This window comes from Arthrobacter sp. 01L42 (assembly GCF_056400005.1).
The window spans coordinates 53,115-69,106 of the sequence record NZ_JBFTSL010000008.1 but is presented as its reverse complement, the minus strand read 5'-3'; the positions used below and the strand labels follow the sequence as shown (position 1 = coordinate 69,106).

The following is a 15,992-nucleotide window of genomic DNA, read 5'->3' as shown; positions in this document are numbered from 1 at the left end:
AAGCCCGCGTCTCGACTCATGGCCGCAGCCTGAGCGGACATACTCAAGATCGCGGAGCTCTCCTCCGCTGACCATCAAACCGCGAGGATCGCCATGAGAATTAACTCCGTTCGCGCTGCCGTAACCACCCTGATCCTCACGGCCGGCTGGTTGGCGGTGGGCCTCCCGGCGCCGGCCCAGTCCGCGGGCACTACGTACTTCGTCAGTGCCGCGGGGAGCGACACCAATCCGGGAACCTCCAGCGCTGCGCCTTGGAAGTCACTGTCGAAGGTCAACTCGATCGTCCTCAAACCCGGCGACACGGTCAGTTTCCGCAGGGGCGACACCTGGGCCGGAGGCATTGTGACCACCCAGAGCGGAACCGAGGCCGCACCCATCACCTTGACCGGCTACGGGACCGGCAATGCCCCGACGATTACCGGCGGCAAGTCTGGAAACTGCATCAGGATCAACGGCAACTTCACCACCGTTGACGGACTTCGGGGCGTCTCCTGCGGCTACGCGGGCATCAGCGTCACCGGCGACCGCAATACGGTCCGGAATTCCAGTGCCTCCAACAACGCTGTTGGCATCAAGGCGGGGACCGGGTCTGACTTCGGGAAATACACCGGCAACGTCCTGACCAACAACAACGTCATGAACGTCCTGACGCAGGGCGCGAACTGCGGGACACCCCAGGCCGTGAACTGCAATGACGACTCGGGCGCTTCCGGCGTCCTGATCAACGGCAACGACAACGAACTTTCCGGCAACACGGTCAGCGGCTCCACTGCGTTTTCCTACGATTACACCCGCGACGGGGGTTCTTTCGAAATCTACAACGGCAGCCGGAACTACATCCATCACAATGTGTCCTTGGACAACAACAACTTCTCCGAGATCGGAAGGTCCTCCGGGACGGCCGACGGCAACACCTACCGCTACAACCTGGTCCGGTCGACCTGTGGTGCCAACTGTGCCCAGGCCAAGGGCTTGATCGCCCGCGGTGCAGGGACGTCCTTCGGACCGACGAACGGCACAGTCTTCGAATTCAACACTGTGTATCTGAACGGGCCGCAGTCCCAGGCCGTTGTCTGCCATGCGGGCTGCCCTGCATCGACCGTGATCCGCGGCAACATCCTGGCGGGCGTCAGGAACTCCTTGTGGATCAACGGCTCCGGTTGGACCGAGAACCAGAACGTCCTCAATGGCCCGGTCAACTTCGTGCCGAACAGCACGTCCACCACTGCGTCTGCGCGCTTCGTGAACGCACCGGCCGATCTCCGCCTGACCGGCACCAGCCCGGCCATCGACCGCGCCGGAACGAGCCTGTCCGCCGTCGACCTCGCCGGAAGTCCGGTACCCCAGGACGGGGACTGCAACGGGACGGCCGCTGCCGATTCGGGGGCCTACGAGTTCGACTCGCCCAGCTGCTGACCTACGTTGCGCCCGCATCCGCTCAGCTGGTGCCGGCGTGGCTCCAGCGCTGCTCGATCCGGCCAAATTTCCAGACGGCGAGCGCGATCAGCCAGATGATGACGAAGAGTCCGACGACGATGTACCCGACGTTTTCGAGGTCCAGCGAACCGATGGCGGCCGCCGGCCCCGATTCGAGTCCCAGTTTGTCCGCCACGAGCCCAAGCAGCACGGTGACACCGACCACCAGCGCCACAATCACCGAGAGCACCGTGACTGTGAGGTTGTAGAAGACCTTGCGGACCGGCTTCAGGAACGCCCACCCATAAGCCCGGGACATGAACACGCCGTCGGCGGTGTCGAAAATGCTCATTCCGGCGGCAAACAGCACCGGGAGGACCAGGATGGCGTACCAGGGCAGGGAGAAGGCCGCGGAACCGGCGGCGAGCACGAGCAGGGCTACCTGGGAGGCGGTGTCGAATCCCAAGCCCATCAGCAGGCCGACGGGATAGATGTGCCATGGCTTGGTGATCCGCCGGATGGTTCCGCCGAGGAGCCTTGCCAGGAAGCCCCGGTTGTTGAGCTGGTGCTCAAGCTCAGCCTCGTCCAGTTCCCCGGTCCGCATCCCGCGGAACACCCGGGCGATGCCGACCACCGAGACGAGGTTCATCAGACCGATCAGGATCAGGAACGTTCCAGCCACGACGCTTCCCACCAGTCCCAGCGTCTGCACCAGCGCCGAGTCCCCGTCCTGCACGGTGCCGGCCATGGCCCTCGCGCCGAGGGCCAGGAGCAGCGCCGCGCCGAACACCACGGTGGAATGGCCCAGCGAGAACCAGAAGCCCACCCCCAGCGCGGCCTTTCCCTCGCCGACCAGCTTGCGGGTGGTGTTGTCGATGACGGCGATGTGGTCGGCGTCGAACGCGTGCCGCACCCCCAGCAGAAAGGCGGTAACGCCCAGCCCCACCCCGTACACGCCGGAGCGGCCCAGCGCGAAGTTCTGCGGAGCCACGGCCAGGGTCAGCACACTCCAGCCGACCACGTTGAGCAGGAGGACGAAGCCGGTGATGCCGGCGAGATGGAACTTGTCCCGGCGTTCCCAGCGACTGGACGTCGCCCGAACCGGCTGCGCTACAGGCAACAAGTTGCTCATAATCCGTAAGGGTAGGCGCGGGGGTCGCCGCTGCCAAGACCTCGCGGACTGCGGAACTGCGCGTGGCCGTGTTGCCCCGTCATCGTCTCCGCGTGCGCCGTTGACACGGCGACGCCCGGCCCTATCCGCCGGTGCGGCCTCCATGCAAGCATGGGGATCACCGATCATGCAAGCACTCCGATCATGCACAGGGAGGGGACTCGATGAAATCCAATGAACTGCTGCTGGATGCCTTCGGCCGGATCCGTGAGACGGTGGCCGCGGCCCTGGCCGGGGTTGATGATGCCACCCTGCTCCGACGGACCGGAGGCAACGGGAATTCAATGGCCTGGCTCATCTGGCACCTCAGCAGGGTCGAGGACGCGCAAGTCGCCTCCGCCGCGGGCCTGGACCAGGTGTGGACCTCGGAGGGGTTTGCCGCCCGCTTCGGCCTGCCGCTCTCCAAGCGGGACACCGGCTACGGCCATACGAGCGGCCAGGTGGACGCGGTGCAGGCACCGCCGGAACTGTTGCTCGAATACTACGAAGCCGTCCACCGGCAGACCGTGAATTTCCTGGAGCACCTCGGCGACGACGACTTCGACCGCATCGTCGATACCCGCTGGGACCCGCCCGTCACCCTCGGGGTGCGGCTGGTCAGCACGATTGCCGACTGCCTCCAGCACGTGGGGCAGGCGGCCTACGCAAAGGGCCTGGACTCCGCGCGCGGGCACGGCTAGGCGGTCCGTGCCATGCAGGCGGCCGAAATTCGCGGACTCTTCCCGGGGCTACAGGAAACCATCTATCTCAACACCGCCTCGATGAACGTCGGCTGTGCACCCGCCCGCGAGGCGTACGAGCTGGCCGTCAAGCGATGGTCCGCCGGCAGGTTCGACTGGATGGATGCCGAGCGGGCAGGGGAGGAGGCCCGCACCATGTTCGCGGAGATCGTCGGGGCGACGGCGGGGGAGATCGCGATCGTCCCGGCCGTGAGCTCCGCCGCCGGGATAGTGGCCGCCAACCTGCCGCCGGCGAAGCGCGGCGAGAACGTCGTGGTTGCCGGGAACGAATTCGCCTCGAACTACTACCCCTGGCTCCTGCTCCGGAACCGCGGTTACGAGGTCCGCGCCGTGGCACCGGGCGGGGACGGCGTGACGGCCGAGGAATTTGGCCAGGCGGCCGACGGCGGCACCCGCCTGATCGCCGTGAGTGCCGTCCATTCGGCCAACGGCTACCGGGCGGACCTGGCCGCGCTCAGCCGGGTCGCGGCCCGCTCCGGCGCCTGGTTCTTCGTCGACGCCTGCCAGGCCGCGGGCGCGGTGCCCCTGGATGTGGTGCGCGACGGCGTGGATTTCCTGGCCGCCGCGAGCCACAAGTTCCTGCTCGGGTCCCGGGGCATGGGCTACCTCTATGTCCGCAGCGGACTGCTTGACCGGATCCAGCCCGTCGGTCCCGGCTGGAAGGCCGCGCGCAACCCGGCCGGGAGCTTCTACGGACCGGCCATGGACCTCTCACCCACGGCCTCGAAGCTCGACACCTCCTTGGCCTGGTTTCCCGCCCTGGCCGAGCAGGCGGCGCTCGGCATCTTCCGCAGGTTTGGCATCGGGGCCTTGCTCGATCGCAACGCCCGGCTCGCCCTTCACCTTCAGCAGGCCCTGGCGGCGCAGGGCTCCGCGTTCCGGCCGTTCGCCGAGCAGCACCGCTCCACGATCTTCTCCGTGCCGGTGACAGACACTGAGGCGGTCCTGGCGCGGTTCCGCCAGGCCAACGTGGTGGCATCGGTCCGGGAGGGCAGAATCCGGCTGGCGGTACATTTCTACAATCTGGATGAAGAACTCGATCGCGTGGCCGGGCTGATCGGGCGAGGGTGAGCGTCGGCCGTGCCTCCTCACGGAAAACTGGGGCCGCCCCAGCACCGTGACTATTCGCGCCCGTGGTCCTTGTCGTCGCTGGCGTAGGCGAGGCCGATCTGGCGCCGAACTTCGTCCATGGCCTCCATGACCTGAACGCTCTGCCGGGGCGGCAGGATGTCGTTGGCAATGGAGCCGGCCGCAATGAGCCGCTCCATTTCCCGCGCCTGGTATTGCATGCCGCGGCCGGTGACGGGTTCATCGAATCGCTCGACGATGTTTCCGTCGGCGTCGTACCTGGTGAAGGCCGACGGCGTGTACCAGACTGACGGGATCTCGATCCGGCCTTCGGTTCCGATGATCGACGCCTGGTTTGGTCCTGCTGTGTCCAGCGCGCAGTGCAGCACGGCCTGCTGCCCGCCACTGTATTCGAAGATCATCGCGGTCTGCCGGTCAACTCCGGTTTCAGTCATGCTGGCCGCTGCCCGGATCCCGGTCGGCGCCCCGAAGACGTCGAAGGCGAAGGAGACGGGGTAGATGCCCAGGTCCAGGAGCGCTCCGCCGCCCAGCGCCGGGTCGTTGAGGCGGTGCGCCGGATCCTTGGGCAGATTCTGGTTGTGGTCAGCGATCACTGTGCGGACCTCGCCCAGGGCGCCGGACCGAATCAGCTCACGGATGCGGACCATGTGCGGAAGGTAGCGTGTCCACATGGCCTCAAGGGCGATCAGCCCCTTCCTCTCGGCGAGCTCCACAATCTCCCGGGCCTGCCAGGCGTTCATGGCGAAGGGCTTTTCGATCAGCACGTGTTTACCGGCGTCCAGGGCCAACAGCGCATTCTCGTGGTGGAACGGGTGCGGCGTAGAAACGTAGACAACGTCGACGTCCGGGTCGGCCACGAGATCCGCGTAGCTTCCATAGGACGTGGGGATCTGAAACCGGGCCGCGAAATCGGTCGCGGATGCCCTGGTCCTGGAGCCGACGGCCTGGATCACTGAGCCGTTGTCGATCAGGTCCGGCGTTTGCAGCCCGGCGATGAACCCGGTGCCGAGAATTCCCCATCTGGCCCGCGGCGTGGAGGGACCTGCGGTGCCGGGTGTGGCGTGCTCTGACATGCGTTTGAGTTCCCTTCGAACATGCGGTCACGAAAGCATCGGGCGGCTCGTGGAGCGTCCACGCCTTCGCGGGACGTGTTCGTATCCTAATCCCGATGCCGGAACTCATGGTGTGAGCGGACCCCGAAGCACACGCAGGGCCGCGGCGGCGTCACCTTCAATGACGGCGTTCTCTGCCAGGTTGGATCGACCCCAAAGACCCAGATACATCACCGGCAACGGGGCGGAAATCAAGGCCACGGCGGCACCAGGTCCCAGTGTCCAGCTGGCGGCCCCTGGCACCTGGAAGGTCACAGCTTTGTCCGGGCGCGGCATCCGGTCCAGTCGCAGCTGCCGCGGCGCGAACATCGCCAGGACCTCGTCGACACCGTCGAGCATGAAATTGTCCGCCAGCACGGGGATCTCCAGGCCAAGCGCCTGGCAGGCGTCGACCAGGTGGATGGCATGTTCGTGGGCCTGTCGCCGAAGCCAGAACCGGGCGGTGCGCGGAGGCGGCCCAAAGTTCCAGCATTCGCTCTCCGGATCAAGGCCCGTCATCGTCTCGAGGAAGGGTGCGGTGCCCGCGAGAAACCAGGCCGCGGCGCCCTCGGCCGGCGGTGCAGGTTCCTGGACAAAGGTGCCCGTCCGGACCACCCCGGCTGCCCACCTCTCGATTGAGCCGAGATGCCCGAAGAGCTGCTCGAGCGTCCAGGCGGGGCACGCCGGAACGGCGCCGGCAAGCGTGTCCCGCGGCTGCCGGGCGAGCGTGCCGAGGTGGTCCAGGGAGCTGGCCAGCTCGGCCAGGAATTGATCGGGCGACATGGGAGGAGCCTAACGCGACGCCGGGGCCGGCCGCGGCTATACCGCTTGCGGCTGTATAGTTGCGCTGCCATCGGACCATGGGTCCGGCGCGGCGGCACCGGCGCCGGCCCCGTCACAGTAGGATGCCTCGCATGTTTCCCACACCACAATCGCGGCAATGAGCGGAAACCCCGCGCCCCTGACCGGACGATTTGCTGCCCAGTCCGTGATCGGGGAACTGTTGGCAGTTCAGGAGCTCGCTTCGCCGCGTTCGCTGTTCAGGCGGATGTTCGGTGCCAGCCCGTTGAGCGAGGCCAGCTGGCCCTGGTACCGGGGTGCGCTGGGCGAGATCGCCGTGGGCCGGATTCTGGCAGGGCTCGGGCCCGAATGGCTCGTGCTGCATGCCATCCAAGTGGGCTGGGGCTGGGCGGACATCGATCATGTGTTAGTCGGTCCCGCCGGCGTGTTCACTCTCAACACGAAGAACCATGCGGGTCAATCGATCTGGGTGGCAGGGCAAACCCTGATGGTCTCAGAGAAGAAGCTCCAGGTCAGCTGGGTGCAGCAATCCTGCACGCATTGATGAACCCGTAGGGGAGGCCCTCCAGCGGATGGCGCGCACCGCCGTCGCGAATCAACCCTCGGGCCCGGAACGCTGAGACGTTCCCCCACGCCCTCTCGTCCCCATTGGGGTCGCCCGGATTTCCGAAGAAGCAAGTGGGCAATCGCGTTCGCCCCAGTAGTGGGCAAGTAGCGCCCAAAAATAAAACGCGAATTACCCCGGAGAAGTCGGGTAGCAACCACTCGCGCGCTCTTCAAACCCCGCTTCTAGTCTCCGAAGTACTGGGTTAATAAAGTCAATGTAGTGGTCAGAAACGGGTCTCAGCCATGTTTGATCAAACAGAATTTCGGGTGTTGTCCGGCCATTTTAATGGCCTTCTTCGCGGTGGACGTAAGGGTGGGGCACCGCATCTCCGGAAGCACCGCGCAGCCGAGATCCACGCAACTTCGCACCGACAACGACCATGGTCCCGGCATCGCGTGTGGTCCCAGGGCGCCTGGGCGTCCGTGCTGGCGGCCTCGCTCGCACTTGCCGGACTGTCCCTCAGCGGGCCCGCCGTCGCGGACGTGGGGACCATCGCCCACGATTCACTGCGGACGGGCTGGGATAAGAATGAACCCGGGCTCTCGCCGTCGGCGGTCGCATCATCGAACTTCGGCAAACTGTTCTCCGCAACCGTGGACGGGCAGGTCTACGCCCAGCCGCTCGTAGTAGGCAGTAACGTGATTGCCGCGACGGAAAACAATGCCGTCTACGGGCTGGACAGCGCCACGGGTGCGGCAAGGTGGACGCGCAAACTCGGGCCGGCGTGGCCGGCGTCGACGGTGGGCTGCGGCGACCTCACGCCCAACATCGGAATCACGTCCACTCCCGTCTACGACCCGGTCACGAAGAGCGTCTACCTGCTTGCGAAGACGAATGACGGTGCAAGTGCCCGGTTCCCGCACTGGTATATGCACGCCCTGGATGTGGCGACCGGTGCGGAGAAACCCGGTTTCCCCGTCACCATCGAAGGCGCCCCGACAAATGACCCCAGCCGCCCGTTCAACCCGATGACGGCGATGCAGCGCCCAGGGCTGCTGCTCATGAATGGCGTGGTTTACGCAGGATTCGCCAGCCACTGCGACTACACCCCCTTCGTTGGTTATGTCGTTGGCGTGTCCACTAGCGGCCGGCAGACGACTATGTGGGCCACGGAGTCCGGCAACGCCAACGCCGAGGGCGGGATCTGGCACTCCGGCGGGGGACTGGTGTCCGACGGTCCCGGTCAAATCCTGCTAACCACGGGGAACGGCATTTCCCCCAAGCCAGGCCCGGGAACAAAGCCACCCACCACCCTGGCGGAGGCGGTGGTCCGGCTCCAGGTCGGCAGTGACGGCAATCTGAAAGCCACCGACTTCTTCAGTCCGGCTGACAACGCGAAACTGAACCGGAACGACGCCGATCTGGGCTCCGGCGCGCCCGTCGCGATCCCGGACGGCTATGGCACCGCTGCGCACCCGCACCTGCTGGCCCAAATCGGTAAAGACGGCCACCTGTATCTGCTGGACCGGGACAACTTGGGCGGCATGGCGCAGGGGCCCGGCGGAACCGACGCCGTCCTGGACAAAGCCGGTCCGTACAGCGGAGTGTGGGGGCGGCCCGCGTTCCTCGGGACGGCCAGCGGCGGATACCTCTACGTCGTCGAGAACAACGGATTCCTGAGAGCCTTCAAACTCGTGCCCGGCGCCAATGGCGGGATCAGCTTGGCCGCCGTAGGGACATCCGCCGGAACGTTCGGGTTCAGCTCCGGTGCGCCAGCGGTGACGTCCTCCGGCACAGACGGGTCCTCGGCCCTGGTTTGGGTAGTTTACGTCAGCGGTGGTACAGGGGCCGGTGCGGAACTGCGCGCCTACCGGGCATTGCCAGACAATACCGGGAACCTCAAGGAAGTGTTCAGCTCCCCACTGGGCATCGGGGCCAAGTTCTCCTCGGTGGCCACTGACAACGGCCGCGTGTACGTCGGCACCCGGGACGGGCACGTCATGGGCTTCGGCGCCCCGACAACATCGGCGGTAGGGGCAAAGAACACCGACCTCGGCAACGCCAAGGTGGGTTCCACGGTGACCGGCAGCGTGACGATCACGGCGTCGCGGGCGGTGACGGTCAGCTCCATCACGGCCGGGGTCCCGTTCAAGATCGGAACCGGACTCACGTTGCCCCGGACGTTGGCCAAGGGCGGGAGCATGGCGGTCCCCGTGACGTTCTCGCCGACGGTCCCGGGCCAGGCCGATGGTACGCTGACGGTCAAAACGGCGGACGGCGAGACCGACCTCCTCGGCGTCCACGCCGTCGGCACGAAGGAGGGCCTGGGCGCGACTCCGGCCGTGGTTCAGTTCACCGACGTCCCCACAAAGACGGTCAGCCGGCAGACGGTCAACATCGTCAACACGGGCACAACAGTCGCCAAGATCACCGGTGTTACATTGCCGGCCAACGCACAGCTCAAGGTCGACCCGGCCACGGTGCCGGTGGTGGGCAAGACCATCCAGCCGCTCGCGTCGATAGCGGTGTCCATGACGTTCAGTCCCACTTCGGCGACTCCGGTGGCCGATACGCTCGTTGTCGCCAGCGACCGCGGACAGGTGACAGTCAAGGTTGCCGCGACCGCCGTCTCAGGCGCGGCGCACCTGCAGATGCCGCGCTCGCTGGACTTTGGTGACGTCCCCGTCGGGACGTCGGTTACCAGGGCCTTCGAGATAAAGAACACGGGCAACGTCCCAATGACCATCACTAAGGCGAAAGCGCCGCAGGGGGTCTTCTCTACGGACGGTCCAATTGCCGAGGGCTTGAAGATTCCCGCGGGTGAATCCGCGTACCAGACTGTGACGTTCAAGCCGACGGCCGTCGGGCAGGCCGGAACTTCCGAAACCTATTACCTCATCACTACGGACGACGGCCAGGGCGCGCTGAAGGTGATGCTGACAGGCAAAGGCACCGACGACCCCATCGCTGCGTACGCGTGGAAAGTCGGCGCGGGTGACCCCCGGTCGAAATTCGGTCGGTCGCTGACTCTGGAGTACGCCGTGGCGGGAGGGAAGTGCCAGGACTATGTGCGAGGGGTGATCTGCTGGTCCCCCGCGACCGGAGCCCATTCTGTAATCGGTGAGATCTACAAACGCTACAAGGCGGCGGGCGCTGCCGCGGGCGTGCTCGGCTTCCCGACGACCGACGAGAAGGGCTCGACGGACGGAGTGGGAAGGTACAACCACTTCTCCGGGGCGGGCGGGTCCTCGATTTACTGGACCCCGACGACCGGGGCCCACTTTGTCCTCGGTGCGATCCGGGCCAAATGGACGGCGCTGGGCGCGGAGACAGGGGCCCTGGGCTATCCGATCACGGATGAGAAGCGCAGTCCGGACGGGGTTGGGCGGTACAGCGACTTCTCCGGTTCGGGCGGGTCCTCGATTTACTGGTCGAAATCGACCCAGGCACACGCAATTGTAGGTGCGATCCGGGCCAAGTGGGCGGCCGTGGGCGCGGAGACGGGCCTGGGTTATCCGACCACAGACGAAAGAGGCTCCTCTGACGGCGTGGGGAGGTACCAGCACTTTTCCGGCGGAGGTGGAAACTCGATTTTCTGGTCGCCGAAGACCGGGGCGCACTATGTGCTCGGTGCGATCCGGGCCAAGTGGGCGGCCGTGGGCTGGGAGACGGGCCTGGGCTACCCGACCACAGACGAGAGGGGCGCCGCTGATGGCGTGGGGCAGTACCAGCACTTTTCCGGCGGAGGTGGAAACTCGATTTTCTGGTCGCCGAAGTCCGGGGCGCACTATGTGCTGGGTGCGATCCGGGCGAGGTGGGCCTCCCTCGGCTGGGAGAGGAGCCGGCTGGGCTATCCGACCCGGGACGAGTATGCGGTTTCTGTCGGCCGGGCCTCGGACTTTCAACGCGGCCGCCTGACATGGAATTCGAGCACCTACAAGGTTACTGGCTAGCGGTGCCCGCGTCAGTTCAGGAATTCCCGGACCGATTGGCGCCTGGACCTCACCGGTCTGGGGCCGATCGGTCCGGACCTGTGCGACCTGACCTAATTGGTCTGGAACCGGGCGACGGCGGCGGCGTAGATCGACGATGCGGGCTGGCCGGGTCCCGGCCCTAGTGGGCGCCCGTTAATGGGCCTGTGCATGCAACAGAGCACGAGCTCCGCCACACCGAGGAGTGATCACATGAGCCAATTTATCCACCGCCTGCTTGCTGCGTTCAATGACCACGACCTTGAGGCAGCGGCTGCGTTGTTCCATGAGTCGTACAAAAGCGTGCAGCCGGTCCACCCGGGCAGGGCATTTGTGGGACGGGCGCAGATGCATGCGAACTGGGCGGCGATGTTCGCTGGCGTTCCCGATTTTCACGCAGAAGTGCTCCGCTCCGTGGACGACGGTAATACCACGTGGAGTGAATGGACCTGGGCCGGCACCCGAACTGATGGGCGTCCCTTCGACATGCGCGGGGTGACGATCTTCGAGATCGAGGACGGCCTCATTACGAGCGGAAGACTGTACATGCAAGAGATCGAACGAGGGGATGTGGGCATCGCAGAGGCAGTCCAGACGCTGACGGGACGCCGGCCCGACCGGCCCTCGGCACCCGGGGACTGAAATCGCTGGCCTCAGGCGGCTGGGAGAAGGCTGCGCGCGCGTTTGAGCGTTGTGGCCTGGTGCCGGGGCTGCGTCGAGGCGTCGTCGTTGTTGGGAAGTGGCGACGTCGGGCCGGTCTGTGCAGGGCCCTTGCCGGAAATCTGACTTCGGAGGAGGATGATCGGCACACTGAGGAGGCCTGCCATGACCCAGCTTGGCAAGTTCGAGAAGTACCTGATTGAGGAATTCTTCGACGACTACCGCGCCGGCGCCATGAGCCAGCACACGTTCACGCGCCGGGTGGCGTTCATCACCGGCAGCATGGCGGCCGCCTCGGCAGCGATGCTCCTGGTGGGCTGCACGCCCGAGGAGGTTCCCCGCAGTACCGACCCCATGCCGACGCCGACGTCGTCCGCGCCAGGGTCCGGGACCGCGTCCGCGGGCGCGGTGTCGGGGGCCAAAAGCCCGTTGTCGGTCCCGGAGGGCGCGGCCGGACTCACGACGGCGACCGTGCAATTCGCCTCGGACGGCACCGACATCAGTGGCTATCTCGCACGGCCCGACCACGGGGCCGCCGGGCCGGCCGTTCTGGTCTGCCACGAGAACCGCGGGCTGACACCGCATATCCAGGATGTGGCGCGCCGCTTCGCCAAAGCCGGATACGCGGCTCTGGCCCTGGACCTGCTGAGCAGGGAAGGCGGTACCGCGGGCATGGACCCGGACGCTGTCCCGGGAGCACTGACCCAGGCCGGGGCGCAGCGTCACGTTTCCGACTTCACGGCCGGCTTTGACTACCTGAACGCCCAGGACTTCGTTGATCACGGGCGGATCGCCATGAACGGCTTCTGCTTCGGTGGCGGCATCACGTGGCAGTCGGCGACTGCGATCCCGGGCCTGTTGGCGACCTCGGCGTTCTACGGACCCGCGCCTGACCTGGATAAGGTCCCGGCCATCAAGGCGGCCGTCTTCGGCGTCTACGCCGAACTGGACCAGCGGATCACCGGCGCCATGCCGGCGCTCCGGGATGCCTTGGCCAAAACGCATGTCCGGAGCGAGCTCAAGATCTATCCAGGCGTGGACCACGCCTTCCACAATGACACCGGGCCGCGCTACAACCAGGAGCAGGCCACGGCCGCATGGAACGACACGCTCGCCTGGTTTGGCAAGTACGTGTGAAGGCAAGTTTGTCTGGAGCATGGCCCTGACATGTCCCGACCGGATGGAGACGCGATGTTCGCAAACCGCAGAACCGCGGCGTTGAGCGCTGCAGGCGCCTTGGCCCTTGCCGGGTGTGGTGCCGCACCAGTGTCCAGGGAACGGGCGCCGGCGATAGACCGTGCGGCCGCCGTGATGGCTGGGACGCAAGCCGCCGTCTCCGACGGGACGCAGGCCGCCGTCGTCCGCGGATGGGGCCCAGTGGTGGCGGGGGACGAATTCAGTTACGCCGGGCCGCCTGATCCCGCGAAATGGAAGCTCTTCAAGGGGCCGGGGCACGCGGGCAAGGGGATCCGGAGTCCGGATGCGCTGGTGGTAGGCGGCGGGGTCTTGACTGTCAGCGGCGACGCCGCGGGCACCACCGGCGGCATGTCCGCCAGGTTTGCCCAACAGCGGTACGGCCGCTGGGAGGCCAGGATGAAAATTGGCCAGCGGGATCTGCAATATCACCCCGTTCTGATCCTGTGGCCGAACAACAACATCTCGTCCACGTGCGCCGAGATCGACTACGCCGAGGGGAGCGCTAACACCGCCCAAATCAAGTTCTTCCTGCACTACGCCTGCGGTGGCCCGAACTTCCAGACCACCGCGGCCAAGACGATCGACACCACACAATGGCACAACTATGCAGTCGAGTGGACCGCCGCCGGAATTGTCGGATACCTCGATGGGTTCTTGTGGTTTGTGGACACGAACCCGGCGCATCAGCCCATGGTAGGCATGCACCAAACGGTGCAACTGGACTGGTTTCCCAACGGGACGCCCACCAAACCCAGCCAGATGCAGGTCGACTGGATCCGCGTTTACCAGTAAGCGTTGCGCTTACTCGCCCGAGGCAAATTCCGGCCGGAACGGGCCGCCAGCCTCCGACGTCCCTTCGCGGGGCCCATCAAAAGCCTTCAACGCCGCAAGGTGCTCCAGCAGGGCCCGTTCCGGATGTCCGGGATTTGCAGCCAGCTGCTGGCGCAGCAGCTCCCGTGCGCGGGCTTGTTCCGGGGCGCTGTCGTCGAGGACGGCGTCAATGATTCTGGCGGCCTGATGTCGGATTCCGGCGGCAGATGAGGCATGTTGCGCACCGGATACCAGGTTCTCGGGATCCTGTACTTCGAGGCGTACTGGAGTGGACGACGGCTCCACCGACATGGCTGTTCCTTTGGTCATCGTTCCGGCTGAGTCCGGAACCGGCCTGCCGTCTTCCCCCAATCCCGGGTACTGCACCCGGGTCCTTAGACGGGCCACCGTGACAAACCTACAATGACGCCGGGTCGCCAACCACACGCGGGAGCGAAGTTTTCGCCAAGTTTCATGCACAAGGCACGATGCCGCTGCCCGCGGAATGCTAACGGCCGCCGGCGCCACGGGGCGTTTCCGCTGCAGCGCTTGTGTTGGTCATCTGCCCGAAAAGGAGCGGAAATACCCGCCAGGTAGCCTCGCACCAACGAATCCGTTCGAAAGGTAGTACGCCATGCGTGTTGGACTGATCCGGGTGATGACGACGTCGGACCGACGCCTGCTCCACGCCCACGGGAAACTCCTCCAGGAAGCATTCGGATTTACCGTCACATCCCGCTGTATTCCGGACCAGCCGTCCGGCGTCTATGACCAGGCGTCGCTCGAATCTGCGGCACCCAAGGTTGTCCGGCTGGCGAGGGACATGGCGGGGGACGCTGACGCCCTGATTATCAGCTGCGCGTCAGATCCCGGGCTGGCCGCCACCCGGGCAGCGGTGGATATCCCGGTTATAGGGGCGGGCTCCGCAGCGGCGGCCGCGGCTCTGACCTTCGGCGGCCGGATTGGAGTCTTGGGACTCGGCGCACACGTACCGGGCCCGATCTCGGATGCACTGGGCGAACGCATGCTGCTCATTGACGGGCAGGGGCGGATCGAAACACCCGACGCGTTCCTCATGCCTGCCGGGATTTTCGACGCCCTCGCCGCGGCCCACATGCTGGTTGACGCCGGCGCCGACATGATCGTCCAGGCCAGCACGGGCCTGAGCAGCATCGGCATGGCGGACGTGCTCCGCCGCCGGCTCGGGGTTCCGGTGATCGACGCCGTGACGGCAGCCGGTTCAATGCTGGTCTCAGCGGTAGCCGCCCGGGAACTTCAAGGGGTTTGAGTCCTGCCGCCTTTAGCGGCGCGTCCCCGGTCAACACCGAAGCAGCCCCGCGCCGCAATGTGGCGCGGGGCTGTCTGGCACCGGACCGGTCCTATTTGTAGACCCGGACCCAGTCGACCTGCATCTGTGAAGTCTTGGTGGCCGATCCGTCAGGGAACCAGTCCAGCTGTAGCGTCTGGTGCATGCCCACGGAGGGAAGGTGCGCCGGATTCGTGTCGGAGAAAGTCTTGACGCCATCGATGTATCCAGTGATGCCGGCCGGAGTCCACTCTACGGCGTAGTTGTGCCACTGGGTGGTGTCGATCGACTTGGTCGCATAGGTCTGGAAGTTCGAGCCGCCGCAGGCGTAGTGGAGGAAGAACTGGATCTTGGCCGTGCTGGAGCTGCCCTCGGCGTAGTCGATCTCGGCGCAGTTGGGCGAGGTGGTGTTGGGCCACAGGAGCACAACGGGGTGGTACTCCGTGTCGCGGGCGTTGGTCTTCATACGCGTCTCCCACTTGCCGTACTTTTGGTTCGCAAACTTGGCAGACATGCCGCCCGTGGTGCCGGCTGAGTTGCCGGTGACCGTGGCCATGCCGTTGGCAACTGACCACGCCTGCGGGCTCCGCACACCCTTGCCGGCATGTCCGGCGCCACTGTAGAGACCCCATTTGGTGGAGTCGGGGGCACCAGCCTTGGAGAACTCGTCACCCGCGACAACCGCACCCCAGCCCCGTGCGGTCGCGGCCTGGGAACCGTCGCCGGTCGCGGCGACGGCGGCCTGGGCCGCGACGGGCGCCGTTACCGCCGTCGGCGCCGGAGTGGCTGCCGCTTGGGCCCCAGCTGCCGGAGCGGCCGGCGCGGCCGGTGCGGCGACGGGCGAGGCGGCCGGAGTTGCCACGTCCGTTCCGGGAGCTGCCGGAGCAGCGTCGGTGCCGCCGACAGGTTTGGGAGTCGAGGGCGCCGCCGGCTTTGAGGCTGCGGCCGCCGAGGCCGTGGCCTTCGCGGCAGGATGCGCGGCTTGGGTTGCCGCCGAGGGCGTGGAGGCCGCCGCGGAAGGCGCCGCCCCCGTGGCCGGGGAAACGGCTGCGGCGCCTGCCGTGGGAGCGGCGCTGCACCCGGTCAGGGACAGCGCGCCCAGGCTCAGGGCAATCGCTATTTTGTTGAGCTGTGGTGCCGTGAGGCGTGTCTTCGACTGTGCATCTTTGAAGGTTGATATCTTAAACAATTGA

At 66.2% G+C, this 15,992-nt stretch carries 14 protein-coding genes; 9 read left to right on the top strand and 5 right to left on the bottom strand.

Going from position 1 to position 15,992, the window contains the following annotated elements:
- Positions 1 to 93 precede the first annotated feature (93 nt).
- On the top strand, positions 94 to 1,416 hold the full coding sequence (locus AC1DN2_RS09060; protein WP_476850064.1) for a right-handed parallel beta-helix repeat-containing protein: 1,323 nt from the start codon (positions 94 to 96) through the stop codon (positions 1,414 to 1,416).
- A gap of 22 nt (positions 1,417 to 1,438) precedes the next feature.
- Here the strand turns inward: AC1DN2_RS09060 and nicT are convergent, their stop codons facing one another.
- Complete coding sequence (nicT, locus tag AC1DN2_RS09055) at positions 1,439 to 2,548, bottom strand: Nickel transporter NicT (protein WP_476850063.1); 1,110 nt, start codon at positions 2,546 to 2,548, stop codon at positions 1,439 to 1,441.
- Positions 2,549 to 2,751: 203 nt separating this feature from the next.
- On the opposite strand from nicT, the gene AC1DN2_RS09050 reads away from it, so the two are divergent.
- Together AC1DN2_RS09050 and AC1DN2_RS09045 are read left to right on the top strand one after the other, a co-directional pair.
- Positions 2,752 to 3,267, top strand: coding sequence for a mycothiol transferase (locus AC1DN2_RS09050; RefSeq protein ID WP_476850062.1), 516 nt, complete (start codon positions 2,752 to 2,754; stop codon positions 3,265 to 3,267).
- Positions 3,268 to 3,279: 12 nt separating this feature from the next.
- Entirely contained in the window at positions 3,280 to 4,398 is a 1,119-nt protein-coding gene (locus tag AC1DN2_RS09045) for an aminotransferase class V-fold PLP-dependent enzyme (protein ID WP_476850061.1), read from the top strand.
- A 50-nt stretch (positions 4,399 to 4,448) separates the two neighbouring features.
- Here the strand turns inward: AC1DN2_RS09045 and AC1DN2_RS09040 are convergent, their stop codons facing one another.
- A complete protein-coding gene (locus AC1DN2_RS09040; protein WP_476850060.1) occupies positions 4,449 to 5,489 on the bottom strand; it encodes a Gfo/Idh/MocA family protein in 1,041 nt (346 codons plus the stop codon).
- Positions 5,490 to 5,594: 105 nt separating this feature from the next.
- Positions 5,595 to 6,290, bottom strand: coding sequence for a maleylpyruvate isomerase family mycothiol-dependent enzyme (locus AC1DN2_RS09035; protein WP_476850059.1), 696 nt, complete (start codon positions 6,288 to 6,290; stop codon positions 5,595 to 5,597).
- Between the two features lie 157 nt (positions 6,291 to 6,447).
- On the opposite strand from AC1DN2_RS09035, the gene AC1DN2_RS09030 reads away from it, so the two are divergent.
- The 5 genes from AC1DN2_RS09030 to AC1DN2_RS09010 all read left to right on the top strand — a co-directional run bounded on the left by AC1DN2_RS09030 (position 6,448) and on the right by AC1DN2_RS09010 (position 13,475).
- On the top strand, positions 6,448 to 6,852 hold the full coding sequence (locus AC1DN2_RS09030) for a nuclease-related domain-containing protein (RefSeq protein ID WP_476850058.1): 405 nt from the start codon (positions 6,448 to 6,450) through the stop codon (positions 6,850 to 6,852).
- A gap of 458 nt (positions 6,853 to 7,310) precedes the next feature.
- A complete protein-coding gene (locus AC1DN2_RS09025; RefSeq protein WP_476850057.1) occupies positions 7,311 to 10,808 on the top strand; it encodes an Ig-like domain-containing protein in 3,498 nt (1,165 codons plus the stop codon).
- A 231-nt stretch (positions 10,809 to 11,039) separates the two neighbouring features.
- The gene (locus AC1DN2_RS09020; protein ID WP_476850056.1) at positions 11,040 to 11,468 is read left to right on the top strand and encodes a nuclear transport factor 2 family protein; all 429 of its coding nucleotides are present in this window, start codon (positions 11,040 to 11,042) and stop codon (positions 11,466 to 11,468) included.
- A 183-nt stretch (positions 11,469 to 11,651) separates the two neighbouring features.
- Entirely contained in the window at positions 11,652 to 12,623 is a 972-nt protein-coding gene (locus AC1DN2_RS09015) for a dienelactone hydrolase family protein (protein ID WP_476850055.1), read from the top strand.
- Positions 12,624 to 12,797: 174 nt separating this feature from the next.
- Positions 12,798 to 13,475: a glycoside hydrolase family 16 protein gene (locus AC1DN2_RS09010; protein ID WP_476850054.1), complete on the top strand. Its 678-nt coding sequence runs from the start codon at positions 12,798 to 12,800 to the stop codon at positions 13,473 to 13,475.
- Between the two features lie 9 nt (positions 13,476 to 13,484).
- Here the strand turns inward: AC1DN2_RS09010 and AC1DN2_RS09005 are convergent, their stop codons facing one another.
- The gene (locus tag AC1DN2_RS09005) at positions 13,485 to 13,823 is read right to left on the bottom strand and encodes a hypothetical protein (RefSeq protein WP_476850053.1); all 339 of its coding nucleotides are present in this window, start codon (positions 13,821 to 13,823) and stop codon (positions 13,485 to 13,487) included.
- Between the two features lie 304 nt (positions 13,824 to 14,127).
- Here AC1DN2_RS09005 and AC1DN2_RS09000 point away from each other — a divergent pair, with 304 nt between their 5' ends.
- Positions 14,128 to 14,781 (top strand): aspartate/glutamate racemase family protein, encoded by a 654-nt coding sequence (locus AC1DN2_RS09000; protein WP_230010018.1) that lies wholly within the window; start codon positions 14,128 to 14,130, stop codon positions 14,779 to 14,781.
- Between the two features lie 91 nt (positions 14,782 to 14,872).
- Here the strand turns inward: AC1DN2_RS09000 and AC1DN2_RS08995 are convergent, their stop codons facing one another.
- Entirely contained in the window at positions 14,873 to 15,988 is a 1,116-nt protein-coding gene (locus AC1DN2_RS08995; RefSeq protein WP_476850052.1) for a glycoside hydrolase family 16 protein, read from the bottom strand.
- Positions 15,989 to 15,992 lie beyond the last annotated feature (4 nt).